The sequence below is a fragment of the Micromonospora sp. NPDC007230 genome, from assembly GCF_042869115.1.
GTDB lineage: Bacteria > Actinomycetota > Actinomycetes > Mycobacteriales > Micromonosporaceae > Micromonospora.
The window spans coordinates 333,883-358,642 of sequence record NZ_JBIAFE010000001.1 but is presented as its reverse complement, the minus strand read 5'-3'; the positions used below and the strand labels follow the sequence as shown (position 1 = coordinate 358,642).

At 72.7% G+C, this 24,760-nt stretch carries 24 protein-coding genes; 15 read left to right on the top strand and 9 right to left on the bottom strand.

The window, feature by feature from the left end:
* Positions 1-53: 53 nt before the first annotated feature.
* Positions 54-839 carry a class I SAM-dependent methyltransferase gene (locus tag ACFYML_RS01760; protein ID WP_387418775.1) on the bottom strand — a complete coding sequence of 262 codons (786 nt, stop codon included), beginning with the start codon at positions 837-839 and terminating at the stop codon, positions 54-56.
* A 42-nt stretch (positions 840-881) separates the two neighbouring features.
* Positions 882-1,661: an SDR family NAD(P)-dependent oxidoreductase gene (locus ACFYML_RS01755; RefSeq protein ID WP_387418774.1), complete on the bottom strand. Its 780-nt coding sequence runs from the start codon at positions 1,659-1,661 to the stop codon at positions 882-884.
* Positions 1,662-1,832: 171 nt separating this feature from the next.
* Here ACFYML_RS01755 and mshA point away from each other — a divergent pair, with 171 nt between their 5' ends.
* The 3 genes from mshA (at position 1,833) to ACFYML_RS01740 (ending at position 4,853) form a co-directional block, all read left to right on the top strand.
* Complete coding sequence (gene mshA, locus ACFYML_RS01750; protein ID WP_387418773.1) at positions 1,833-3,197, top strand: D-inositol-3-phosphate glycosyltransferase; 1,365 nt, start codon at positions 1,833-1,835, stop codon at positions 3,195-3,197.
* A 58-nt stretch (positions 3,198-3,255) separates the two neighbouring features.
* A complete protein-coding gene (locus ACFYML_RS01745) occupies positions 3,256-3,789 on the top strand; it encodes a YbjN domain-containing protein (protein WP_387418772.1) in 534 nt (177 codons plus the stop codon).
* 77 nt (positions 3,790-3,866) lie between these two features.
* Positions 3,867-4,853, top strand: coding sequence for an SAP domain-containing protein (locus ACFYML_RS01740; protein ID WP_387418771.1), 987 nt, complete (start codon positions 3,867-3,869; stop codon positions 4,851-4,853).
* A gap of 384 nt (positions 4,854-5,237) precedes the next feature.
* Here the strand turns inward: ACFYML_RS01740 and ACFYML_RS01735 are convergent, their stop codons facing one another.
* Complete coding sequence (locus ACFYML_RS01735) at positions 5,238-6,500, bottom strand: MDR family MFS transporter (RefSeq protein ID WP_387418770.1); 1,263 nt, start codon at positions 6,498-6,500, stop codon at positions 5,238-5,240.
* A gap of 101 nt (positions 6,501-6,601) precedes the next feature.
* On the bottom strand, positions 6,602-7,927 hold the full coding sequence (locus tag ACFYML_RS01730) for an MDR family MFS transporter (RefSeq protein ID WP_387418769.1): 1,326 nt from the start codon (positions 7,925-7,927) through the stop codon (positions 6,602-6,604).
* A 151-nt stretch (positions 7,928-8,078) separates the two neighbouring features.
* Here ACFYML_RS01730 and ACFYML_RS01725 point away from each other — a divergent pair, with 151 nt between their 5' ends.
* A complete protein-coding gene (locus tag ACFYML_RS01725) occupies positions 8,079-8,846 on the top strand; it encodes a phosphoglyceromutase (protein WP_387418767.1) in 768 nt (255 codons plus the stop codon).
* A gap of 51 nt (positions 8,847-8,897) precedes the next feature.
* On the opposite strand, the gene phoU is transcribed toward ACFYML_RS01725, so the two are convergent.
* Positions 8,898-9,551 carry a phosphate signaling complex protein PhoU gene (gene phoU / locus ACFYML_RS01720; protein ID WP_387418766.1) on the bottom strand — a complete coding sequence of 218 codons (654 nt, stop codon included), beginning with the start codon at positions 9,549-9,551 and terminating at the stop codon, positions 8,898-8,900.
* A gap of 210 nt (positions 9,552-9,761) precedes the next feature.
* Between phoU and ACFYML_RS01715 the strand changes: the two genes are divergently transcribed.
* From ACFYML_RS01715 to ACFYML_RS01705, 3 genes are all read left to right on the top strand, one after another.
* Entirely contained in the window at positions 9,762-11,048 is a 1,287-nt protein-coding gene (locus ACFYML_RS01715) for an ATP-binding protein (protein ID WP_357443518.1), read from the top strand.
* 29 nt (positions 11,049-11,077) lie between these two features.
* Positions 11,078-11,761: a response regulator transcription factor gene (locus ACFYML_RS01710; protein WP_073834450.1), complete on the top strand. Its 684-nt coding sequence runs from the start codon at positions 11,078-11,080 to the stop codon at positions 11,759-11,761.
* A gap of 838 nt (positions 11,762-12,599) precedes the next feature.
* Positions 12,600-13,187, top strand: a complete 588-nt coding sequence (locus tag ACFYML_RS01705; RefSeq protein ID WP_387418765.1) for a hypothetical protein — start codon at positions 12,600-12,602, stop codon at positions 13,185-13,187.
* Positions 13,188-13,695: 508 nt separating this feature from the next.
* Here the strand turns inward: ACFYML_RS01705 and ACFYML_RS01700 are convergent.
* Both ACFYML_RS01700 and ACFYML_RS01695 read right to left on the bottom strand, forming a co-directional pair.
* The gene (locus ACFYML_RS01700) at positions 13,696-14,370 is read right to left on the bottom strand and encodes a response regulator (protein ID WP_387418764.1); all 675 of its coding nucleotides are present in this window, start codon (positions 14,368-14,370) and stop codon (positions 13,696-13,698) included.
* Positions 14,367-16,058, bottom strand: a complete 1,692-nt coding sequence (locus tag ACFYML_RS01695) for an ATP-binding protein (protein ID WP_387418763.1) — start codon at positions 16,056-16,058, stop codon at positions 14,367-14,369. Before ACFYML_RS01695 ends, ACFYML_RS01700 begins: the two co-directional genes overlap by 4 nt.
* Positions 16,059-16,130: 72 nt before the next feature.
* On the opposite strand from ACFYML_RS01695, the gene ACFYML_RS01690 reads away from it, so the two are divergent.
* The 6 genes from ACFYML_RS01690 to rraA are packed head-to-tail and all read left to right on the top strand — an operon-like array spanning position 16,131 to position 21,443.
* Positions 16,131-17,138 carry a tripartite tricarboxylate transporter substrate binding protein gene (locus ACFYML_RS01690; RefSeq protein ID WP_241825222.1) on the top strand — a complete coding sequence of 336 codons (1,008 nt, stop codon included), beginning with the start codon at positions 16,131-16,133 and terminating at the stop codon, positions 17,136-17,138.
* A 5-nt stretch (positions 17,139-17,143) separates the two neighbouring features.
* Entirely contained in the window at positions 17,144-17,860 is a 717-nt protein-coding gene (locus tag ACFYML_RS01685; RefSeq protein WP_387418762.1) for a tripartite tricarboxylate transporter TctB family protein, read from the top strand.
* On the top strand, positions 17,861-19,363 hold the full coding sequence (locus ACFYML_RS01680; RefSeq protein ID WP_357438504.1) for a tripartite tricarboxylate transporter permease: 1,503 nt from the start codon (positions 17,861-17,863) through the stop codon (positions 19,361-19,363).
* The gene (locus tag ACFYML_RS01675; RefSeq protein WP_387418761.1) at positions 19,360-19,752 is read left to right on the top strand and encodes a universal stress protein; all 393 of its coding nucleotides are present in this window, start codon (positions 19,360-19,362) and stop codon (positions 19,750-19,752) included. The genes ACFYML_RS01680 and ACFYML_RS01675 overlap by 4 nt, the downstream gene beginning before the upstream one ends.
* Positions 19,753-20,943, top strand: a complete 1,191-nt coding sequence (locus tag ACFYML_RS01670; protein ID WP_387418760.1) for an MFS transporter — start codon at positions 19,753-19,755, stop codon at positions 20,941-20,943. It abuts the gene before it with no gap.
* A 14-nt stretch (positions 20,944-20,957) separates the two neighbouring features.
* The gene (gene rraA, locus ACFYML_RS01665) at positions 20,958-21,443 is read left to right on the top strand and encodes a ribonuclease E activity regulator RraA (RefSeq protein WP_387418759.1); all 486 of its coding nucleotides are present in this window, start codon (positions 20,958-20,960) and stop codon (positions 21,441-21,443) included.
* 6 nt (positions 21,444-21,449) lie between these two features.
* Here the strand turns inward: rraA and ACFYML_RS01660 are convergent, their stop codons facing one another.
* Complete coding sequence (locus ACFYML_RS01660) at positions 21,450-22,259, bottom strand: hypothetical protein (RefSeq protein ID WP_073834441.1); 810 nt, start codon at positions 22,257-22,259, stop codon at positions 21,450-21,452.
* A gap of 74 nt (positions 22,260-22,333) precedes the next feature.
* Here ACFYML_RS01660 and ACFYML_RS01655 point away from each other — a divergent pair, with 74 nt between their 5' ends.
* Both ACFYML_RS01655 and ACFYML_RS01650 read left to right on the top strand, forming a co-directional pair.
* Positions 22,334-23,278 (top strand): Ppx/GppA phosphatase family protein, encoded by a 945-nt coding sequence (locus ACFYML_RS01655; RefSeq protein ID WP_387418758.1) that lies wholly within the window; start codon positions 22,334-22,336, stop codon positions 23,276-23,278.
* A gap of 72 nt (positions 23,279-23,350) precedes the next feature.
* Positions 23,351-24,157, top strand: a complete 807-nt coding sequence (locus ACFYML_RS01650; RefSeq protein ID WP_357438490.1) for a sugar phosphate isomerase/epimerase — start codon at positions 23,351-23,353, stop codon at positions 24,155-24,157.
* Between the two features lie 12 nt (positions 24,158-24,169).
* Here ACFYML_RS01650 and ACFYML_RS01645 read toward each other — a convergent pair whose 3' ends face one another.
* Positions 24,170-24,745: a CGNR zinc finger domain-containing protein gene (locus ACFYML_RS01645; RefSeq protein ID WP_387418757.1), complete on the bottom strand. Its 576-nt coding sequence runs from the start codon at positions 24,743-24,745 to the stop codon at positions 24,170-24,172.
* Positions 24,746-24,760: the final 15 nt, after the last annotated feature.

Below are 24,760 nucleotides of genomic sequence, written 5' to 3'. Positions count from 1 at the left end.
CGTCAACGTCATGATCAACACGGCGGAGGGAGGGAAGGGGGAGGAAAGCGGCGTCAGGTGGGGGAGATGGTGGGCCAGGGGAGGGTGAGCTCGCCGTGGCGCCAGCGGCGGGGGCGGTCGAGGACCGGCCAGCCCGCCTGTCTGACCGCGGTGACTGTCCTCAGCCAGCGCTGGCGCGGGCCGAAGGGGGCGTAGCCGGCGGCAGCGTGCCAGGCATCGTCCAGGGCCCGGATCAGATCGTGAATCCGCTCGCCGGGGACGTTGCGGTGGATCAGCGCCTTGGGCAGCCGCTCGGCGAGCTGGGCCGGGCTGTCCAGGGTGGTCAGCTTCGCGGCCAGGGTCAGGGTGCGGGGGCCGGTCGCGTCGAGCAGCACCCAGCTGCCCAGCCGGCCCAGCTCGTCGCAGGTCCCCTCGACCAGGAGCCCGCCCGGGGCCAGCCGCTCGGTGACCGTACGCCAGGCGTCGGCCACCTCGCTCTCGTCGTACTGGCGCAGCACGTTGAACGCCCGGACCAGGGCGGGCCGGAGCCCGGCCAGCTCGAATCCGCCCCGGGCAAAGGCCAGCCCGGGCGGGTCGGCGGCGGGCTGGGCGGCGGCCACGCGTACCGGATCGATCTCGAGCCCGACCACCCGGACGTCGGCGCGTACCCCGGTCGCGAGCCGGGCCCGCAACTCGACGGCGGTGACCGGGGTGGCGCCGTAGCCCAGGTCGACCACCAGTGGGTCGGCGGCGGCGCGCAGCGCGTCGCCGCAGGTCTCCACGAGCCAGTTGTCGACCCGCCGGAGCCGGTTCGGGTTGGTTGTCCCCCGGGTCACCACGCCGAGCGGGCGCTGCCGCATCAGCGCACCCTCCGTTCGCGACTGTGGGACTCGCAACCCGGCTCACTCCTCGCGCTTCACCGCGACCCGGTGCACCTTGTGCTGGGCGGCCTGGGCCAGCGGACGGACCACCAGCTGGTCGATGTTCACGTGCTGCGGGCGGGTGGCGCACCAGGCGACGCAGTCGGCCACGTCCTCGGCGACCAGCGGCTCCGCCACCCCGGCGTAGACGGCGGCGGCCCGCTCGGCGTCGCCACCGAATCGGACCAGGCCGAACTCCTCGGTCTGCACCATGCCCGGGTCGATCTCGATCACCCGCACCGGCCGGCCGCACAGCTCCAGCCGGAGCGTACCGGCGATCGCCGTCTGTGCGTGCTTGGCGGCGGTGTAACCGCCGCCGCCCTCGTAGACGACGTGTCCCGCGGTGGAGCTGACGACCACGATGGTGCCGGCGCCGGACGCCTCCAGCGCGGGCAGCAGCGCCTGGGTGACCCGGAGCGTGCCCAGCACGTTCACGTCGTACATCCACTGCCAGTCGTCAATCGAGCTGGACTCCACCGGGTCCAGGCCGCGTGCCCCGCCGGCGTTGTTGACCAGCAGGGTCACCGGGCCGGGCGCGGCGGCGGCCGCCGCGGCCAGGGCGGCCACCGACGCGTCCGAGGTGACGTCGCACGCCACCGCGGTGGCCGCGCCGCCGGCCGCCTCGATCTCGGCGACCAGGCCGGCCAGCCGGTCGGTACGCCGCGCGGCGGCGAGCACGTGGAAGCCCTCGGCGGCCAGCCGGCGGGCGGTGGCCGCGCCGATCCCGCTGGATGCCCCGGTGACGATGGCGACAGAGGTCATCCGATCATTGTCTCCCCGCCCCCGCTGTCATGGCGTGATGAGGTCCGTCACGCCGCGGACCACCGGCAGGCATTTCCGATGCCCGATGGGGAAGATGACATCCGGCGCGGAGGTTGACCGAAGAAGCGCCGGTCGTGCGGGACGGCATCAACCGTGACAGAGGGAGCGGACGTGGCGGATTTGCACACCGGTGTCGGTCGTCAGCGAGGTGCCCTGCCGTGGCCGCGGCCGCGCCGCATCGCCACCGTCTCCGTACACACCTCGCCGCTGCACCAGCCCGGCACGGGCGACGCGGGCGGCATGAACGTCTACATCCTGGAGGTCGCCCGACGGCTGGCCGAGGCCGACGTCGAGGTGGAGATCTTCACCCGGGCCACCTCCGGCGACCTGCCACCGGTGGTGGAGATGGCGCCCGGCGTGCACGTCCGGCACGTCACCGCCGGCCCGCTCGAAGGGCTGACCAAGGAGGAGCTGCCCGGGCAGCTCTGCGCCTTTACCGCCGGCGTGCTCCGCGCCGAGGCGGCCCGCCCGCCGGGCCACTACGACCTGATCCACTCGCACTACTGGCTCTCCGGGCAGGTCGGCTGGCTGGCCAAGGAGCGCTGGGGCGTGCCGCTGGTGCACACCGCGCACACCCTGGCCAAGGTCAAGAACGCGCAGCTCGCCGCCGGCGACCGGCCGGAGCCGAAGGCACGGGTAATCGGCGAGGAGCAGGTGGTCGCCGAGGCCGACCGGCTGGTCGCGAACACCCGGGTGGAGGCGCGCGACCTGATCGCCCGGTACGACGCCGAGCCGGACCGGGTGGCCGTGGTGGAGCCCGGCGTCGACCTGGACCGGTTCCGCCCCGTCGCCGGGGACCGGGAGGCCGCCGTGCACGCCGCCCGCCGCCGCCTCGGCCTGCCCACCACCGGGTACGTGGTGGCCTTCGTCGGCCGGATCCAGCCGCTCAAGGCCCCGGACGTGCTGATCCGGGCGGTCGCCGCGCTGCGCGAACGGGAGCCCGCGCTGGTCGACGAGCTGACCGTGGTGATCTGCGGCGGCCCCAGCGGCAGCGGTCTCGACCGGCCCACCGCGCTGATCGAGTTGGCCGGCGCGCTCGGCGTGGCCGACCGGGTGCGTTTCCTGCCGCCGCAGACCGGTGACGACCTGCCCGCCCTCTACCGGGCCGCCGACCTGGTCGCGGTGCCGTCGTACAACGAGTCGTTCGGGCTGGTCGCGCTGGAGGCCCAGGCGTGCGGCACACCCGTCCTGGCCGCCGCCGTGGGCGGCCTGGTCACCGCCGTCCGCGACGGGGTCAGCGGGGTCCTCATCGACGGTCACCACCCGGTCGACTGGGCCCGTGCGCTGGCCCGGCTGCTGCCGGACCGGCTGCGCCGGGCCACCCTGGGCCGGGGCGCACAGCAGCACGCCCGCAACTTCTCCTGGCATCGCACGGTATCCGGCCTGCTCGCCGTGTACGGCGAGGCGATCACCGAGCACCGTGCGCGGCTCGCCGGCCAGCTCTCCGGCGACCCCGCCCTCTCCTGCTCCTGGTGACCGGCCCCGTCCGGCCGCCGCCCGGCGGGGTCCGTGGCGCGCCCGTACAGTGGGAGCGGTGAGCCGCCGGAGTGACGTCGCCGCGCTGATCGAGTCCGTCTGCGCCGAGCGCGAGCTGGAGTGGGAGTCCACCGGCGAGGCGTCGTACGCGGTCACCCTGCCGGGGACGCACAAGCTCAAGACGATCTGCAACCTGATCGTCGGCGAGCACGCGCTGCGGATCGAGGTGTTCGTGATGCGCCAGCCGGACGAGCGCCGCGAGGAGCTCTGGTCCTGGCTGCTCCAGCGCAACGCCCGGATGTACGGGGTGGCCTTCTCCATCGACGCGGTCGGCGACATCTACCTGACCGGCCGGGTCAACCTGGCCGGGCTGGACGACGACGAGCTGGACCGGCTGCTCGGGGCCGTCCTGACGTACGCCGACGAATCCTTCGACAGCATGCTGGAGATCGGCTTCGGCACCGCGATCCGCCGGGAGTGGGAGTGGCGGGTCAAGCGGGGCGAGTCGACGGCCAATCTGGCCGCGTTCGCCCACCTTTTCGCGCCGTCGACCAGTACCGGCTCGGCCGCCGGAGGTTCGGACCCGTCCTGACGGGTATGCGGCACCGCGCGGTGCGGCACTTGGGACCCACCGCGGGCCGAGGACGGAACTGTCGAGGAGCGTGTCCCATGGCTCAGCGCATCAGCTCAGGTCGCGGCACGACTGCGACCAGGACCAACCGGCAACCCGGTAACCAGACTCCGAACACGCCACGGATCTCCGAATCCGAGATTTCCCGGATGCGGGTCGACGACCTGCGTAACCAGCTCCGCCGGCGCGGGGTCTCCGGGATCTCCGCGCTACGCAAGCCGGAACTGGTGAAGACGCTGGCAAAGACCCTGCGGGCGGAGAGCCGGGGCGGTGGCGCGGCACGCCGGCCGACCGGGCCGGCCGGGCGCGCCGCCGCCACGAAGAAGGCGGCCGCCAAGAAGGCACCGGCGAAGCGGACCGCCGCGGCCAAGGCGGCGCCGGCCGCGAAGGTCACCGGTGCGCGGGCGAAGAAGGCGGCCCCCGCCAAGCGGGCCGCGGCGAAGAAGGCCGTCCCCGCCAAGCGGGCCGCGGCGAAGAAGGCACCCGCCGCCAAGCGGGCGGCTCCCGCGAAGAAGACGGCAGCGAAGAAGGCACCTGCTGCGAAGCGGGCGGCTCCCGCGAAGAAGGCGGCGGCGTCCCGGGCGCGCGGCGCGACGACGGCCGCCGGTGCGGGTCGGCCGACGGCGGTCTCCACCGGTGGTACGGCGGCGACGCCGGTCCGGACCGGCCGGTCGTCAGCCCGTTCGGTGCGGTCGTCCCAGCAGATCACCTCACTGCAGGATCGTCCGGAGCGTCCCGGCCGGAGCCTGGTTACCGCCAACCACGAGGTGATCCAGCGCTGGGCGCGGGACCGTGGCGCCAAGCCGGCCACCATCGCCGGCACCGAGCGGGAGGGCCGGCCGGGCGTGCTGACGTTCAACATCCCGGGGTACCGGGAGAGCAGCCGGATCCGGGAGATCACCTGGGACGACTGGTTCCGGACCTTCGACCTGCGCGGCCTGAACCTGATCTACCAGGAGCAGATGCGGGACGGTCGGCAGAGCAACTTCTTCCGCACGGAGAATCCCAACCGGGAGGACGCCTGAGGTTTGCGGGAATGGCTGACGGGAAACCGCTGTTGGCCAACACATGGCCCGGAGCAAGGACAGCCGGATTTCCGACACGGGTGCTGTGACGGGCAAGACAGCGATCTGAGTTGAATCCGGAATCCGGGCGAACTAACTTTATTGCACCGCGCCACGCTTGTAATCGTTCGGGGGAGCGGCGGATCGAACAGATCCGCGCAGGCGAGGCGCGAGGGATCGGGTGGAGCACACCGTTGGGGGACGGTGCCACTCGGGGAACCGGCGGCGCGAGCGGGCGACGCTTACGGGGGTGAGTGTCGCCCGCCGCCGCCGGGCGTACGGTGCGAGCGCCCACTACGACGGGGGTCGTGGTGGGCGCTCGACGCCGTCCGGAGCCGGACCGCCTCAGCGGCCGCCGGCCAACGCTTCGGCCCGGTCCGCCGGCGCCGTCCGCAGCGCGGCGACCCGGCGTTCCCGGGGCGGGCCGGCGAGCAGGTGACCGACCGCCGCCACCAGGCCCAGCCCGCCCACCACGAGCCAGTGCCGCTCGCCGAGGTGCTGCAGACTGAGCCCGCCCAGCGCCGGCGCCACGAAGGACGCCGCCGGGAAGGTCAGGTAGAACACCGACTGGTAGCGGGCGCGCAGTTCCGGAGGCGCGAGATCCGCGTTGATCTGCGCGTTCGGGGGTGCGGCGAGCATCTGCCCGACCGTCCACACCACCGCCGCACCGAGATAGAACGGCAGGTGGTCGGCGACGGCGAGCCAACCGAAGCCGAGCGCCATCAGCCCGGTGGAGACCGCGAGCACGGTGGACTTCCGGAACGGCTCGATCAGCCGGGGCACGAAGAGTTGGCCCACCACGATGAGTGCGCCGCCGACCGCCACCACCACGCCGTAGGCCGAGGGGCCCAGCCCGTCGGCCCGCATGGCCAGCGGCATGATCGTCGAGGTCTGCATGGTGAGCACGGCCAGCAGGAAGGTCAGCCCGACGAAGACGAGGAAGGTCCGGTCGGTCAGCGCGGTGTGCAGCCCCGGCCGCCGCGACCGGCCCGCCACGACGCGGGGGGCCGCCGCCCGGCGGGCCAGCGTCTCGGGGACCTTCAGGGCGACGACGGCCGCGGCGGCCAGCGTCGCGGCGGCGTCGACCAGGAAGAGCGCGAGGAAGCTCGCCTCGGCGAGCACGCCGGCCAGCAGCGAGGCCACCGCCATGCCGAGGTTGAACGCCCAGAACTGGAGGTTGAACGCCCGCGAGCGGCGTTCCTCGGGCACCACGTCGACGATGGCCGCCACGAAGGCCGGGCCGGGCATCGAGTGCGCCACCCCGACCAGCGCGGCGAGCACCCCGATCACCGCCAACTCCCGGCTGAACGCCAGGGCCAGCATTAGCCCGGCGGCGCCCAGGTGGCCGGCGAGCAGGGTGGCCCGCCGACCCCACCGGTCGGCCAGCACTCCGCCGAGCAGCGTGCCGACCGCCCCGCCGGCCCCGTACGCCCCGACCACGAGCCCGGCGAGGGACTCGGAGGCGCCTCGCGCGGCGGTCAGGTAGAGCGACAGGAAGAGCATCGCGAAGGCCCCGGCCCGGTTGATCAGCAGGCCGGACCAGAGGTACCAGAAGGTGGCGGGGAGCCCGCCGGCCGTCTCGTCCCACCAGCGCCGCAGGCCGCGCACGCGTCCTCCATGAAGGTTTGTTAACCGGTCCGCCTCAGACCGTAGGGAGCCGGTCCGGGCCGCGCCAGGGTGGCCCTGATCACCACCCGGACGGGCGTACCTCAGGAACCGGCCCGGACCGGCTCGGTGGGAGCGACGGCCGCGGCCTCGGCCACCTCCGGGGCCGGCGACCGGACCACGGTGACCGGCCGGACCGGCGCGGCGGAGGTCCGGAGCTGGACCGCGCGCCGTTCCCGGGCGGGGCCGGAGATGAGGTGGGCCACCGCCGTCACGCCGCCGATCGCGGCGCAGCCGACCCAGAGCGTGGTGTTGCCGGCGTGCTCCCGGACGAGGCCGCCGAGGATCGGGGCCGTCGCCCCGGCCAACTGCCAGGAGAGCGAGAAGACGCCCTGGTAGCGGCCGCGCAGCGCGGCGGGGGAGAGCTCGGCGATGAGGGTGGCGTTGGACGGCGAGTTGAGCATCTCGCCGACGGTCCAGATCAGCACGGTGAGCCCGTAGAACCAGACGGCGTCGGCGAACGCGGTGAGGCCGAAGCCGACACCCGTCACCACCGAGGCGAGTGCCAGCACGTGCGAGCGGCTCCGACCCTTGATCAGTCGGGGTACGAAGAGTTGGCCGACCACGATCAGCACCCCGTTGAGCGCGATCACCGAGCCGTACGTGGCGGGGCTCAGGCCCGAGTCGCCCATGGCGATCGGCAGCATCGAGATGTGCTGGAGGAAGACCAGCGCGGCGAACAGGTTGAGCGCCACGAACCCGAGGAAGACCCGGTCGGTGAGGATGGTCCGCAGGGCACCGGCGGGGACCGCGGGTCCCTTGGCGACCGGGCCGGTCGGGGTCGTCCGGGTCTCCCCGACCCGGATGAAGATGATCAGGGCGGTGACCACTGTGGTCGCCGCGTCGATCAGGAAGAGCAGCAGGTAGCCGGCCTGGGCGGCGACGCCGGCGAGCACCGCCGCGCAGGCGAAGCCGAGGTTGATCGCCCAGTAGTTCAGCGAGAAGGCGCGCAGCCGGTCCTTCTCCGGTACCACGTCGACCATCATGGCGCCGAACGCCGGGCGGGCCGCCTCGGCGAACAGGCCCAGCAGCAGCGCGCCCAGGGCCACCGCCCAGAGCGGCCGGGCCAGGCCGAGCCCGACCATCATGACGGCCGCGCCGAGGTGCGCGGTGAGCAGGGTGGGGCGGCGGCCCCACCGGTCGGTGAGGGTGCCGCCGATCGTGGTGCCGACCGCGCCGCCGACGCCCCACAGGCCGATCACGAGGCCGGCCTGGGAGGCCGAGAAGCCGCGCTCGCGGGTGAGGTAGATGGCCAGGAAGACCAGGACGAACGAGCCGAGCCGATTGATCAGCGTGCCGGTCCAGAGGTACCAGAAGGACCTCGGCAGCCCGCCCGTGGTGTCCCGGAACCAGCCCTGCACCGTCCGCATTCCGACGCCCCCGTTTTGGTAATGACTGACGAATCATCAGCGCCTTACAACCTAGTCTCGGGCCGGAACGCCGGTCATCAGCTTTTCCACGTGGTGGTCGTCACGACCGGTCCCCGCGTGTCCGCCGACGAGGTACGGCAGGATGATCCGCATGACTGCGAGCGAGGGGCCCACCGTCGGGACGCTGGTCCTGCTGCGGCACGGCGAGAGCGACTGGAACGCCAAGAACCTCTTCACCGGCTGGGTCGACGTCGACCTGACGGCCAAGGGCGAGAGTGAGGCGCGGCGCGGCGGCGAGCTGCTCCGCGAGCACAGCCTGCTGCCGGACGTGGTGCACACGAGCGTGCTGCGCCGCGCGATCCGCACCGCCGAGCTGGCGCTGGACGCGGCCGACCGGCACTGGATCGCGGCGCGCCGGTCGTGGCGGCTCAACGAGCGGCACTACGGCGCCCTGCAGGGCAAGAACAAGAAGCAGACCCTGGACGAGTACGGCGAGGGGCAGTTCATGCTCTGGCGCCGGTCGTACGACACGCCGCCGCCGCCGATCGACGACAACGACCAGTGGTCCCAGGTCGGCGACCCCCGGTACGCGCTGCTGCCGACCGAGCTGATGCCGCGGACGGAGTGCCTGAAGGACGTCGTCGAGCGGATGCTGCCCTACTGGTACGACTCGATCGTGCCGGACATCCTGGCCGGCCGTACGGTGCTGGTCGCGGCGCACGGCAACTCGCTGCGCGCCCTGGTCAAGCACCTCGACCAGATCTCCGACGAGGCGATCGCCAAGCTGAACATCCCGACCGGCATCCCGCTGCGCTACGACCTCGACCCGCAGCTGCGCCCGCAGACGCTGGGCGGGACGTACCTGGACCCGACGGCGGCCAAGGAGGCCGCCGCCGCGGTCGCCAACCAGGGCCGCTGACCGGACGACGAAGGGGCTCCGGGTGACCGGGCCCCTTCGTCGCGTCCGGGCTCAGCTCGCCGAGGCGGCGGCCTCGCCGGTGATCAGGTAGATCACGTGCTCGCCGACGTTCACCGCGTGGTCGGCGAAACGCTCGTAGAAGCGGCCCAGCAGAGTGGCGTCGATCGCGGTCTCCACCCCGTACGGCCAGTCGTCGCCGAGCAGCACGCCGAAGAGGCTCTTGTGCAGGTCGTCCATGGCGTCGTCGTCGCTGTCCAGCTCGGCCGCGAGCGCGGCGTCGGGCCGGGCCAGCAGCGTGGCGATCTTCTCGGCCATCCGGTCGGCGATGGCGGCCATGTCGGTGAAGACCGGACGCAGCTCGGCCGGCACCGCCGGGGAGGGGTGCCGGCGCAGCGCCGTCTTGGCCACGTGGTCGGCCAGGTCGCCCATCCGCTCCAGGTCGGCCGCCACGTGCAGGGCCGTGATCATCGCCCGCAGGTCGGAGGCGACCGGTGCCTGCCGGGCCAGCAGGTCGCAGACCCGCTCCTCCACGTGCCGGTAGAGCTCGTCGATCTCGGCGTCCCGCACGACCACCGTCTCGGACGCCGCGCGGTCGGCGGTGAGCAGGCCCCTGGTGGCCTGGCGCAGAGCGGCGCGCACCCCCTCCGCCATGTCCACCAGCAGTTGGCTGACAATCTGCAGGTCGGCCCGGAACTCGTCGCGCATCGTCACTTCCTGAGGTCGGTGGCCGCAGGCGGCCGGGACTGGCCGCGTACGGCGTGAGCAGGTGCGCGACCCACGGTAGGCCGGGGGTGCCGGCGCCAAGGTGAACCCGGGTGAACGACGCGGGGCCCGTGAGTGAACTTTCCCGGAAGTGAGAGTGGTTCGTCCCATTCCGCCCGATCACCAGGTGAACATTGACCCTACGATCGCCGGGTGGATTGGGCGGTGGCGGCCGTGGTGGCCGTGGCTCTGGTGGCCGGACTGGTCGCCGGGCTGCTGCTGTCCGGACGCGTCCGGCAGTGGCGGCGCCGATCGGCGTCATCGGGGAGCGAGCGCTCCCGTTGGCAGGCAGGGAGGCCCGCGATTCCCGACGAGCAGCAGGGTGGGCTCTCCGGGCTCGGCCGGAAGACGATCGACTCGCTCCGCGCCGGCGTGGTGGTGCTCGACCCGGACGACCAGCCGGTGCTGGTGAACCCGGCCGCGCGGGCGATGGGCCTGCTCCGCACCGGCGGGACGCCCGGCACCATGGTGGCGCACCCGCTGATCCGTACCCTCGCCGGGCAGGTCCGCCGCACCGGCGTGCGCCGCGAGATCGAGCTGGACCTGCCGCGTGGTCGCGACAGCGCGGGCGACAACCCGCTCGGCGTGCACCTGCGCGCGATGGGGCTCGGCGCCGGCTACATCTCCGTCGAGGCGGCCGACGTCACCGAGTCGCACCGGCTGGCCCGGGTCCGGCGGGACTTCGTGGCCAACGTGAGCCACGAGCTGAAGACCCCGATCGGGGCCCTCCAACTCCTCGCCGAGGCGCTGGTCGACGCCACCGAGCCGGCCGGTGAGGGCGCGGCGGACCTCTCCGAGGACATGATCGCCGCCCGGCGGTTCGCCGAGCGGATCCAGCACGAGTCGACCCGGCTGGGCCGGCTCGTCCAGGAACTGCTGGAGCTGACCCGGCTCCAGGGCGCCGAGCCGCAACCCGCGCCGGAGCCGGTCTCCGTGGACTGGGTGATCGCCGAGGTGATCGACCGGACCCGGACCGGTGCCACGGCCCGCCACGTGGAGATCGTCGTCGATGGGCAGCGCGGCCTGACCGTGTACGGTAGCGACAGCCAGCTCGCCACCGCGTTGGCGAACCTGGTGGAGAACGCGATCAACTACTCGGGCGAGGACACCACGGTCCGGGTGACCGCGCGAGCCACCGACGAGTACGTCGAGATCGCCGTGGCCGACCAGGGCATCGGCATCGCCCCGAACGAGGTCGACCGGATCTTCGAGCGGTTCTACCGGGCCGACCAGGCGCGCTCCCGGGCCACCGGTGGCACCGGCCTGGGCCTGGCCATCGTCAAACACATCGCCAGCAACCATGGCGGTCGGGTGGACGTGTCGAGCACTCTTGGTGGAGGGTCGACGTTCACCCTCCGGCTGCCCGCGCGCCCCCCGGACGACCTGGAGGCGACACTCTCGTCCGCTGGGATCGAGGCCGGCCCGGCCGAGCTCCGGTAGGCCTGACCGACAGGAAAGGAAACACCCCGTTGAGCCGCGTACTGGTGGTCGAGGACGAGGAATCGTTCTCCGACGCCCTGTCCTACATGCTGCGCAAGGAGGGCTTCGAGGTGTCCGTCGCCGCGACCGGCACCTCCGCCCTCACCGAGTTCGACCGGACCGGTGCCGACATCGTGCTGCTCGACCTGATGCTGCCGGAGATGTCGGGCACCGAGGTCTGCCGGCAGCTCCGTCAGCGCTCGCACGTCCCGATCATCATGGTCACCGCCCGGGACAGTGAGATCGACAAGGTGGTCGGCCTGGAGATCGGGGCCGACGACTACGTGACCAAGCCGTACTCGCCGCGCGAGCTGGTGGCCCGGATCCGGGCGGTGCTGCGCCGGCAGAGCGCGGAGGCGACCGAGTCGGGTGCGCCGACGCTGGCCGCCGGCCCGGTCCGGATGGACATCGAGCGGCACGTGGTGACCGTCGACGGCGGCCCCGTGCAGCTGCCGCTCAAGGAGTTCGAGCTGCTGGAGCTGCTGCTGCGCAACGCGGGCCGGGTGCTCACCCGGGGGCAGCTGATCGACCGGGTCTGGGGCGCCGACTACGTGGGCGACACCAAGACGCTGGACGTGCACGTCAAGCGGCTGCGCTCGAAGATCGAGCCGGAGCCCTCGGCGCCGCGCTACATCGTCACCGTCCGGGGCCTGGGCTACAAGTTCGAGCCGTGATCGTCCGCCGTCGGTGACGGTCTCCGGGCATGCGTGTCGTCTTTGGTCGCGGTTTTCGGGTGTGGCCCGCCGTGCCCGGCTCCGGGCGGTCAGGCTTGATCCCTGCGCCGGTCACGGCGGGCCACACCCGCGTCGTGGTACTGCACCGTCCGGATTGTGCGACCTGCGTGGCTCGTGCCTCGGGTACGGGGCTGGAGGCCCGTCCTGGTTGGCCTGTCCTCGTTCCGCCCAGGTGTGCACTTTCGCCGAAAGTGGGGTCTTCCGGCGCTCCGAAGGGCCACTTTCCCCGAAGGTGTCCGAAGGACCACTTTCCCCGAAAGTATCGGCCTCGGTTGTCGCGCAGGGGTCGTGATCGACTCCGGGTCGGGGATGTGGCGGTGCCGGCGGGTGTCCGATACCGCCGTTTCCGCGGCGTCGAGCACGTCTACTCCCGCACGTCCCGTATCGCGGTGCGCGATGTCCGATTTACGGCCGGCCGGTGGGCATCCCCGGCCCGGAATGGCGGCCGGCTCGCGGGCGTTGAACACGGGTGCACGGCCGAGGAAGGCGCCCCGCAGGCCGGGGTCGCCAGGCCCGGAATGTTGGTGGGCCGCCGGTCGTTGCAGATGACTCGCGATCGAGGAAGCCGCCCCCGTGTGGCGGGGTGCTCGGGCCCGGAATGATGGTGGCCCGCCGGTCGTTGGATATGGTCCCGGCGCCGCGCAGGAGGCGAACCCCCCTCGCCCCGCGAGCCAGCCGGTTGAAGACTTTCCCCCTTTTTTGAGCGCTTGACGGTGCTTGCGCACATGTAGCCGGCCCCCATCGGTGTGTGCGCCAACCCCCGAATGGAGCTTTGATCATGAACACGATCCTGCGTAAGAGCATTCTTGGTGTTGCTGGTCTGGCTTTCACCGGTGGCGTGTTCGCCGGCCCCATCGCCGCCCACGCCGATGCCCCGGCCACCGCGGCCAAGCCGGTGACGGCGGTGCAGGCCGACAAGCCGGACATGGGCAAGCTGGTGCCGCATGGCGTGCAGGGCGCCCAGTCGAAGATCACCCTGAACGACGAGCAGACCGCCAACGCGAAGGCGATCATCGCCGCCACCAAGAAGGCCGGCCTGCCGGAGCGGGCCGCGGTGATCTCGATCGCCACCAGCCTGCAGGAGTCGAAGCTGGAGAACCTGGGCCACCTCGGCGACAAGAATGACCACGACTCGCTGGGCCTGTTCCAGCAGCGCCCCTCCAGCGGTTGGGGTACGCCGGAGCAGATCACGAACCCCGAGTACGCGACTCTGGCGTTCGAGAAGGGCCTGAAGCAGATCGACGGCTGGCAGGACATGCCGCTGACCAAGGCCGCGCAGACGGTGCAGGTGTCGGCCTACCCGGATGCCTACGCCCAGTGGGAACAGCAGGCCGCCGACCTCGTCGCCCAGCACTGGAACAGCTGACCCAAACAGCCGAGCACCACAGCCGAGCACCACAGCCGAGCACCACAGCTGACAACCGAACAAGCACACAACGCCGCTGGCCGGCACCCCAACACGGGTGCCGGCCAGCAGTGTCTCTGGATGCTGACGTCTTCAGATCTTGGGCACGTCCTGTCAGCGGGGAACGGAAACTGTCCAAGATCAGCCGCACGCCGGGGCGTACCAAAGGAAGACCGCAACGCACGGGCGGGCAAGGCGCACGACGGGGCTGGGGGCGACCGTGCCCGGCGCAGGGATCAAGCCTGACCGCCCGGAGCCGGGCACGGTCGCCCCCAGCCCCCAACCGGAAAGCAGGGAACAAGGCTGACCGGAGCCGGGCACGGTCGCCCCCAGCCCCCAACCGGAAAGCAGGGATCAAGGCTGACCGGAGCCGGTCGCCCCCAGCCCCCAAGCGGAAGGCAGGGATCAAGCCTGACCGGAGCCGGGCACGCCCGCCCCCAGCCGTCAACCGCAGCCCGCAGCGGCCGGCTCAGGCCACCCAGGCGTAGCGGCGTTCAGGCCGGCCGGCTGCGCCGTACTTCAGGGTCACCTCGGCCCGCCCGGTCCCCGAGAAGTGCTCCAGGTAGCGACGGGCGCTGACCCGGGAGATGCCGACCCGGTCGGCGCACTCGCTGGCGGAGAGGGTCCCGGTGTGCCCGCGGAGGGCGCGTTCCACCAGCTCGGCGGTTTCCGGGCTGAGTCCGCGCGGCAGCGCCGGAGTGGTGGCCGTCGAGCCGCTGCGGGAGAGTACCCGGTCGACGTCGGCCTGGTCGGCGACCACCGCCGTACGCAGGGCGGCGCGGCGGGCGGCGTACTGCGCCAGCCGGGTGCGCAGCTCGTCGAAGCCGAACGGCTTGAGCAGGTAGTTGACCGCGCCATAGCGGACGGCCCGGCGTACCGCCTCGGCCTCGCGGGCGGCGCTGATCACCAGGATGTCGCAGTCGTGCCGGGCGGCCCGGATCCGGGTCACCACGTCGAGGCCGAACATGTCGGGCAGGTAGAGGTCGAGCAGGACCAGGTCGGGTCGGAGTTCCTCGACCGCCGCCACCGCCTGCTCGCCGGTGCTGGCGGTGCCGACCACCCGGAAGCCGTCGATCCGTTCGACGAACCCGCGGTGGATCCGGGCCACCATGAAGTCGTCGTCGACGACGAGCACGTCGATCATCGCGCCTCCTCCAACATGCTGGCCAGCACCGACATCCGCGCGGTGAACATGGCGCCCTCGGCGGTGTTGGTCACCGCCACCTCGCCGCCGCGGCGGTGGCACACCAGGCGGGTGAGCGCCAGGCCGATGCCCCGCTCGCCGCTGTGGGCCGCCTTGGTGGTGAAGCCGTGGGTGAAGACCTCCTGCGCCAGTTCCGGCGCGACGCCGGGGCCGGAGTCGCGGACGACGATCTCCACCGAGGAGGCGTCCTGCCGCAGCTCGACCTCCACCCAGGCGGGCTGTTCCGCCGGGTCGCCGGCCGCCTCCCGGCCGCCTGCCACCGCCTCGACCGCGTTGTCCACCAGGTTGCCGAGCACCGTGGCGACGTCCGCCGACAGTTCCGCCGGCAGCCGGTCCAGCCCGGTCTGCTCGGAGATCCGCAGCTCCACCCGGCGTTCCGCGGCCACCGCCGACTTCGCCATGAGCAGCGCCGCGATCGCCGTGTCGTGGATCCGGCTGGTGACCGTCAGGTCGAGTGACGCCCGGTGCCGGCTCAGCGCGTCCACGTACCGGACCACCTCGTCGTGCTCGCCGATCTGGATCAGCCCGGAAATGGTGTGCAACTGGTTGGCGAACTCGTGGGTCTGCGCCCGCAGCAGCTCGGTGGTGCTGCGGAACGAGCCGAGCTCCTGCTCCAGCCGGGCCAGCTCGGTACGGTCCCGCAGCGTGGTGACCGAGCCCAGCCGGCGGCCGTCCTTGCGGACCGTCATCCGGTTCATCACCAGCACCCGGCCGCGCCGGACCACCACCTGGTCCCGGGCGTCCGGGCCGCTGCCGGGCCCGGCCAGCACGTCCCGCAGCCGGCCGTTGATGCGCAGCTCGCGGAGGCTGCGGCCGAGGCACTCCTCGGGCAGGTCGAGCAGCCGCCGGCCCACCGCGTTCACCAGGGTGACGCGCTGCTGCGGGTCCAGCGCGATCACCCCCTCGGCGATGCCGTGCAGCAGCGCCTCCCGGTGCTCGGCCAGCCCGGCGATCTCCCGGGGCTCCAGGCCGAGGGTCTGCCGCTTGATCCGCCGGGCCAGCAGCCACGATCCGATCACCCCGAGCCCGCAGGCGATGCCCAGGTAGGTGAGCAGGTACGAGGAGGCCCCGACCAGTCGTTCCGACCAGCTCGGCGACTTCTCACCGACGACCACCACGCCCAGGTACCGGCCGAGGTTCTTCTTCGTCACCGGGTCGTCGCCGAGTACCGGCACCTGCGCCACCAGCTCCTGCGGCCCGTCGACCGCCAGCTCCCCGAACCAGCTCCGGCCCTGCGCGACCCGGGGGTCGCCGAGCACCACGCGGCTGCCGACCAACGTCGGGTCCGTCGAGCTGACCACCCGGCCCCGCTCGTTGGCCACGGTCACGTGGGTCACCCCGGACCGGATCAGCGTGTTCTGCAGCAGCGGTGCGATCGCCTCGCCGGGCGCCGGCTGGGTGAGCTGGTCGCGCAGCAGCGGGCTGCCGGCGAGCTCCTCGCCGAGCGCGGCGACCCGGCGTCCCTCGACCCGGTTGAAGGTGGCTGCGGACTGGGCCAGCGAGACAGCAGCCACCGCCACCAGCACCACGACGATGATCGCGAGCTGGAGGACGAGCAGTTGCCCGGCGAGCGTACGGCGCCGGGACGTGACCGCGACCACAAAGACCTCAACTTCCGCTGGTGACACAACGCAGACAGCTTGCCTGCTCAGAGGCCACCATCTTGCCGCCGGACTCATTCGAAACGGAAGAGAAACATGATGGCAACTAGGAGAAACGTGCTGGTCATGGGCGTGGCCGCCGCTACGGCGCTCGCCCTGGGGGCCTGCGGTGCCACCGCCGACAAGGGTGGGGCCGGTGCCGCCGACGACGGCAAGCCGGTCAGCGGGCTGCGGATCATGGTCCCGAACACCCCCGGTGGCGGATACGACACCACGGCCCGTACCGCCGCGAAGGTGATGGAGGACGCCAAGATCGCCACCGGCGTGCAGGTGTTCAACCTGCCCGGCGCGGGCGGCACGGTCGGCCTCCAGCGGACCGTGAACGAGAAGGGCAACGGCAAGCTCGCCATGCAGATGGGGCTGGGCGTGGTCGGTGCCTCGTACACCTCCAAGTCGGCGGCGACGCTGACCCAGACCACGCCGCTGGCGAAGATGATCGAGGAGGCCGGCGCCATCGTGGTGCCGAAGGACTCCCCGTACAAGACCATCAACGACCTGGTCGCGGCGTGGAAGGCCAACCCCAAGGGCATCGCCGTCGGCGGCGGCTCCTCGCCCGGTGGCCCGGACCACCTGCTGCCCATGCAGCTCGCCAAGACCGTCGGCATCGACCCCCGCCAGGTCAACTTCGTCTCGTACGACGGCGGCGGCGAGCTGCTGCCGGCCGTGCTCGGCGGCAAGGTGGCCTTCGGCGCCAGCGGCTTCGGCGAGTTCCTCGACCAGGTCGAGGCCGGCCAGATCCGGGTCCTCGCGGTGACCAGCGAGGCGCCGATCGAGGCGCTCAAGGACGTGCCGACCCTGAAGTCCTCCGGCATCGACCTGGTCTTCACCAACTGGCGGGGCATCGTCGCGCCGCCCGGCATCAGCGACGCCGACAAGAAGGTCTGGATCGACGTGCTGACCAAGATGCACGACTCCGAGGAGTGGAAGGCCGAGCTGAAGAAGCGTGGCTGGACCGACGCGTTCATCACCGGTGACGAGTTCGGCACCTTCCTGACCGAGCAGGACAAGGCCGTGGCCGACGTGCTCAAGCAGCTCGGGCTGGCATGACCGGCATGACGACCCGACCGGACCGGGGCGGCGATCCGCCGTCCCGGCCGGCCGTACCCATCGTGCCGGACCAGGCGGCGCCGCCGGACCGGGAGACGGGCGCGCTGCCCCCCGCGCCCGTCCCGGTCGCGGACCCGCCGGCCGCCGACCCGGCGGGGCAGCCCGCCGGGTCGGCGGCACCACCTGCGGACACCGGGCCGGACGCCGACGGGACGGCGGCGGAGAGCCCAGCGCCTAAGCGGGACCGGGCGCAGTACGGCGTGTGCGCCTTCCTGGCCCTGGTCGGCGGGCTGGTCATCTTCGACGCGACGACCAGGATCGGGAACGCGATCAACACGGCCGACCCCATCGGCCCCAAGGCGGTGCCGATCCTGCTCGGCGTGCTGCTGCTGATCATCGCGGCCATCTACGGGGTGGACGTGGCCCGCGGCGGCGCCGGCGAGCCGGAGGCGGGCGAGGACGTCGACCTGAGCACTCCGATCGACTGGCGCACGGTGCTGCTGCTGATCGGCGCGTTCCTGGTCAACGCCGTGCTCATCGACCGGCTCGGCTGGGTGATCAGCGGGACGGTCCTCTTCTGGGGCTCGGCGTTCGCGCTCGGCAACCGCCACTACGTCCGGAACCTGCTGATCGCCGTCGCGCTGTCGCTGATCACGTTCTACACCTTCGCCATCGGGCTCGGCGTCGACCTGCCCGCCGGCGTGCTGCAAGGGATCCTCTAGATGGACAACCTCGCCAACCTGCTCGACGGGTTCGCCAATGTGCTGACCCCGATGAACCTGCTGTTCGCGCTGCTCGGCGTGACCGTCGGCACCGCCGTGGGCGTGCTGCCTGGCATCGGTCCGGCGATGACCGTGGCGCTGCTGCTGCCTGTCACCTACGGGATGGAGCCGGCTCAGGCCTTCATCATGTTCGCCGGCATCTTCTACGGCGGCATGTACGGCGGATCGACCACCTCGATCCTGCTGAACACCCCCGGCGAGTCCTCGTCGGTGGTGACCGCGATCGAGGGCAACAAGATGGCCAAGGCGGGCCGGGCGGCCCAGGCCCTGGCCACCGCCGCGATCGGCTCGTTCGTCGCCGGCACCATCGCCACCGTGCTGTTGGTGGTGGTCACCCCGCCGGTGGTGCAGTTCGCGATCAGCCTCGGCGCGCCCGACTACTTCGCGCTGATGCTGCTGGCCTTCGTGTCCGTCACGGCGGTGCTCGGCGCGTCCCGGGTACGCGGCTTCGCGTCGCTGGTGCTCGGCCTGATGATCGGTGTGATCGGCATCGACCAGTCCGGTCAGCAGCGGCTCACCTTCGGGATCCCGCAGCTCGCCGACGGCATCGACGTGGTCGTGGTGGCGGTCGGCATCTTCGCCGTGGGCGAGGCGCTCTGGATCGCCGCGCACCTGCGCCGCAAGGCCGGCGAGGTGATCCCGGTGGGCCAGCCGTGGATGGGCAAGCAGGACTGGAAACGGTCCTGGAAGCCGTGGCTGCGCGGCACGGCGTTCGGGTTCCCGTTCGGCGCGGTGCCGGCCGGCGGGGCGGAGATCCCCACGTTCCTGTCGTACGTCACCGAGAAGAAGCTCTCGAAGCACAAGGAGGAGTTCGGCCGGGGCGCGATCGAGGGCGTCGCCGGGCCGGAGGCGGCCAACAACGCCTCGGCCGCCGGCACCCTGGTGCCGATGCTGGCCATCGGCCTGCCGACCAACGCCACCGCCGCGGTGATGCTGGCCGCCTTCCAGGGGTACGGCATCCAGCCCGGCCCGCTGCTCTTCACCCGGGAGTCCAGCCTGGTCTGGACCCTGATCGCCAGCCTCTTCATCGGCAACCTGCTGCTGCTGGTGCTCAACCTGCCGCTCGCCCCGGCCTGGGCGCGCCTGCTCCGGATCCCGCGCCCCTACCTCTACGCGGGGATCCTCTTCTTCGCCTCGATGGGCGCGTACGCGGTCAACGCCCAGCCGTTCGACCTGTTCCTGCTGCTCGCGCTCGGTCTGCTCGGCTTCGGCATGCGGCGGTTCGGGCTGCCGATCCTGCCGCTGATCGTCGGCATCATCCTCGGCCCGCGTGCCGAGCTGCAGGGCCGGCGGGCGTTGCAGCTCTCCGGCGGTGAGCTGCACGGGCTGCTCGGCGGTTGGGTGTCCTGGCTGATCTACGCCGCGATCGCCGTGGTGCTCCTCTGGCCGCTGGTCGGGCGGTTCGTGGTCCGCCCGCTGCGGGGAAGGTTGGTGACCGGATGACCGTGCTGGTGGGCTATGTGCCGTCGCCGCTGGGCGAGGCGGCCCTGCGGGCGGCGATCGAGCAGGCGAGGTTCCGCGAGGAGCCGATCCTCGTGGTGAACACCTCCCGCGGCGACGCGTACGCCGACCCGCGCCTCGCGCAGGAGCCCGATCTGGAGCGGGTCACGCGCGAGCTGACCGCCGCCGGGGTGCCGCACAGTGTGCGGCAACTCGTGCGGGGACGGGACGCGGCCGAGGAGATCGAGGAGATCGTCGAGGCGGAGGACGTGTCGCTGGTGGTGATCGGCATCCGGCACCGCACCCCGGTGGGCAAGCTGATCATGGGGTCGACCGCGCAGGAGATCCTGCTCCGGGTGCCCTGCCCGGTTCTCGCCGTGAAGGCCGGCTGAGTGGCGCCCGGGAGCCTGACCGCTCCCGGGCGCGCCCAGACCGCCCTGCTGCTCGCGCACACCGTCGTGCTGCAGGCGGTCACCTTCATGCTCCGGCCCGCGTCCGCGTACCGGGCGCTGGAACTGGACGTGCCGGGGGCCTGGCTGGGCGTGCTCGGGGCCAGCTTCGCTGTCGTACCGCTGGTGCTGGCCGTGCCCAGCGGCCACGCGGTCGACCGGTTCGGCGAGCGCCGGGTGGCGCTCGCCGGGTCGGCCCTGCTCGCCGCCGCCGGACTCGCCTTCGTGCTGTTCGCCGGCTCGGTGGCCGGCCTGGTGCTGGCCAGCATGCTGCTCGGCACCGCGCATCTCTGCGCGGTGGTGGCCCAGCAGGCGCTGGTCGCCAACCGCACCCCGGCCGACCGGTACGACGCGGCCTTCGGCTACTACACCTTCGCCGCCTCCCTGGGGCAGGCGCTCGGGCCCGGCCTGATCGTGGTCTTCGGCGGGGACCGGCCGATCCCGGACACCCGGGCCATCTTCCTCGGCGCCACCGCGCTGGCCGTGCCGCTCCTGGCCGCCGCCGCGTTCCTCCGCCCGTCCGCGCACCATCAGGCGGCGGCCGGGCCGGACGCCGGGGGCATGCGGGACCTGCTCCGCCAGCCCGGGCTGGTGCGTGCCCTCACGGTCAGCTGCGTGGTCCTGGCGGCGGTCGACATCACCCTGGTCTACCTGCCCGCCCTCGGCGCCGAGCGGAGCATCGCGGCCGGCGAGATCGGCGTACTGCTCGGGCTGCGCGCGGTCGCGTCGATGGTCTCGCGGCTGGGGCTCGGCCGGCTGGTCGCCGCGATCGGCCGGCGCTGGCTGCTGATCGGCACGGTCGCCCTCTCCGCCGCCGGGCTGGCGCTGCTGCTGCCGCCGCTGCCGTTCTGGGCGATGGCCGTGGTCGTCACCGTCGCCGGCCTCGGGCTCGGCGCCGGGCAGCCGCTCACCATGTCGTTCCTGGCCGAGTCGGCGCCGCCCGGGCTGCGCGGCCGGGCGATGTCGCTCCGACTCACCGGCAACCGGCTCGGCCAGGTGCTCATCCCCAGCGCCGCCGGCGTGCTGGCGGCCGGCGCCGGGGCGGCCGGCGTGCTCGCCTGCACCGCCGCGGGCCTGGCCGGCGCGGCCGTCGCCGCCACCGGCCTGCACCGTACGGATCCGAACCCGAACTGAGCGAAAGGACCACCATGGAGACGCCCACCACCGCCGACCTCTACGACCGGTACGGCGAGACCCTCGGCTCGTGCGACACCCAGTTGCGCCAGTTCGGCGGGGTGCCGGCCTTCGGCGGACCGGCCGTGACGGTGCGCTGCTTCGAGGACAACGCCCTGGTGAAGTCGATCGTCGCCGAACCGGGGGAGGGTCGCGTCCTGGTGGTGGACGGTGGCGGCTCCGTGCACACCGCCCTGATGGGTGACCTCATCGCCGGCACGGCGGCGGAGAACGGTTGGGCCGGCGTGGTGATCAACGGCGCGGTCCGGGACGTGGCCGCGCTGCGTACCCTCCCGATCGGCATCAAGGCGCTCGGCACGAACCCGCGCAAGAGCGCCAAGACCGGCGCGGGCGAGCGGGACGTGCCGGTGTTCTTCGGCAACTGCGTCTTCGCGCCGGGCGCGCACGTCTACAGCGACGACGACGGGGTGGTCGTCCTGCCCGTCGACGCGTCGGCGTAGCCGGGGTCAGCCCTCGCTGGCCGGGTGGGGGGCGACCTGGCCCTGGCGCAGCCGGGCCGCGCACAGCTCCGCCAGCTTCGCGTACGCGGCTGCGCCGATCAGCGCGGTCAGCTCCGGGCCGTACGAGACGTACATCGGCTCGGCGCCGACGTGCGCGTCGGTGGAGGACGTGCACCACCAGTCCAGGTCGTGCCCGCCGGCGCCCCAGCCCCGCCGGTCGAACTCGGCGAGCGTGGAGATCAGCACCTTGGTGTTGTCCGGCCGCTTGTGCCAGTCCTGGTCCCGGCGGATGGGCAGCTGCCAGCAGACGTCCGGCTTGTATTCCAGCGGGTGCGCCCCGTCGCGCAGTGCCTGGGCGTGCAGCGCGCAGCCGCCCCCGCCCGGGAAGTCGGCGTCGTTGAGGAACACGCACGGCGAGTCGGCGTCCCGGGTGGCGGTACGCCGGGCCGGGTTCTTCCCGTCGATGGTGTCGTTCTCGGTCCAGTTCTTGAAGCCCTTGCGGAAGTGCTGCCAGGTCTCCGGGGTGAGCCGCTTGACCGCGGCGCGGACCCGCTTCTCGTCGTCCGAGTCGGTGAAGAACGCGCCGTGCGAGCAGCAGCCGTCCGCGCCCCGGCCGGCGATGATGCCGTGGCAGCCCTTGCCGAAGATGCACGTCCAGCGGGAGAGCAGCCAGGTCAGGTCGGCGCGGACCACGTGCTTCTCGTCCGCCGGGTCGACGAACTCGATCCACTCCCGGGGGAAGTCCAGCTCCACCTCCCGGCTGCGCGGGTCGTCGGGGTCGTCCACCAGCACCTGCAGCTCGATCTGGCCTGTCACCCGGACCAGCGTACGCGTGGTCGGCCCGGCCGGCCGGCGAGCCGCAGAAACGTGTTGGCCCTAGGGTCGTCAGCATGCGACTGGGTGTCCTCGACGTCGGTTCGAACACGGTGCATCTGCTGGTGGTCGACGCCCACCACGGGGCGCATCCCTGGCCGGCGCACTCCGAGAAGGTGGTGCTCCGGCTGGCCGAGCAGATCGGCCCGGACGGCGCGCTGACCGAGGCGGGCGCGGACGGGCTGGTCAAGGCCGTCGGCATGGCTCGCGCGGCGGCGGCCGGGCTGGCGGTGGACGACCTGCTCGCCTTCGCCACCTCCGCGGTCCGGGAGGCCACCAACGCCGGCGAGGTGCTGGCCCGGGTCCGCGACGAGACCGACGTACGGCTGGAGGTGCTCTCCGGCGCGGACGAGGCGCGGATGACCTTCCTCGCGGTCCGGCGGTGGTTCGGCTGGTCGGCCGGGCGGCTGCTGGTGCTGGACATCGGTGGCGGCTCGCTGGAGCTGGCGGCCGGCATCGACGAGGAGCCGGACGTGGCGGTGTCGCTGCCGCTCGGCGCCGGGCGGCTGAGCCGGGAACGGCTGCGGGTGGACCCGGCCGGGGCCGTGCCGCCGTCCGCCGAGGCGGTGGAGGAGCTGCGGGAGCACGTCCACACGCTGCTCGACCCGGTGGTGAAGCAGTTGGCCGAGGTGGGCTGGGAGCGGCCGGTCGCCACCTCGAAGACGTTCCGGACGCTGGCCCGGCTGGCCGGGGCCGCCCCGTCGGGCGCCGGGCTGTGGGCCCCGCGCAGCCTGACCCGGACCGGGCTGCGGCAGGTGCTCGGCTTCATCCGGCACATCCCGCCGGCGCAGCTGTCCGAGCTGGAGGGGGTGAGCGCGGGGCGGGCCCACCAGCTGCTGGCCGGCGCCGTGGTGGCCGAGGCGGTGCTGCGCCGGCTCGACGTGGACCGGTTGGACATCTGCCCGTGGGCGCTGCGGGAGGGAGTCATCCTCCGCCGGCTCGATCAGCTGGCGCCGATGTGACCGGGGTCGGTCTGGGCGGTTTGGGGAGGCTCGTCCTGATGGGCTGCGGCGGAGGCGGTTACCCTGAAGGGTGTGACTACCCGCGTGCCGGTGCTCCTCTCCAGTTCCTCGGTCTTCCCTGAGCGGACCGCGGCGGCGTTCCAGCTGGCCTCGGCGCTCGGGTACGACGGCGTCGAGGTGATGGTCTGGACCGACGTGGTGAGTCAGGACCCGGGCGCGCTGCGCGGCCTGGCCGACCACTACGGCGTCCCGGTCCTCTCGGTGCACGCCCCGTGCCTGCTGGTCACCCAGCGGGTGTGGAGCCCCGATCCGTGGGAGCGGCTGCGCAAGGCCGCCGAGCTGGCCGAGACGCTGGAGGCACCCACGGTCGTGGTGCACCCGCCGTTCACCTGGCAGCGGGACTACGCCCGCAACTTCGCCGACGGCCTTGACACGATCGCCGGGCAGTTCGGCGGGCTGCGCTTCGCGGTGGAGAACATGTATCCGGTGCGGATGGCCGGCCGGCAGTTCGTCCCGTACGTCCCGGGCTGGGACCCGACCGACACCGGCTACGCCGCGTACACCCTGGATCTCTCGCACTGCGCCGCCTCGCACACCGACGCCCTGGCGATGGCCGACCGGATGGGGTCGGGCCTGGCCCACGTGCACCTGGGCGACGGCACCGGCGAGGGGCGCGACGAGCACCTGGTGCCCGGTCGTGGCGGCCAGCCCTGCGCGGAGCTGCTCCGCTCGCTGGCCGGCCGTGGCTTCACCGGTTCGGTGGCGGTGGAGGTCACCACCCGGGGCGCGAAGAGCCGCGCGGTGCGTGAGGCCGACCTCCGCGCGGCGCTCGAGTTCGCCCGCGCCAACCTCACCGCCCCGTCCCCGGTCGACGCCTGACCCTGGTGCGGGTCAGCTGACCGGGGTGAGCGGTTCCGACTGGGCCGGCACCGGCAGTTGGTCGCCGACGGCGGCCCGCTTCCGGGCCCGGTGGGCGGCCACGTGCGAGCGGGTGGCGCAGCGTTCCGAGCAGAACCGCCGGCAGCAGTTCGACGAGGTGTCCAGGTAGACGTTGCCGCAGCGCTCGTCGGCGCAGACGCCGAACCGGGCGCTGCCGTACTCGCAGAGCCAGACCGACAGGCCCCAGACCGCGCCGGCCAGGTATTCCGACGAGACCGAGGCACCCCGGCTGGTCACGTGCATGTGCCAGTCGCTGGAGTCGTGGCCGGAGATGCGCGGCTGCACCGGGAACGCCTCCAGCAGCGTGTTCAGCTCCGCCACCGCCTCGCCGTCCCGGCCCGAGGTGCCGTACTCGAAGACGTCGCGCAGGCGCTTCTGCGCCCGCCGGAGGATCGCCAGGTCCCGCTCCGTGACCTCGTCGCGCATCCACGCGTTCTCGTCCGGAAACAGGGCCCGCAGGTCGTCGAGGTCGTCCAGACGGGTGTTGACGAGATCAACTCCGGTCCGGGCGTACGCGTCGAAGTTCACGAGACCAACGGTAGA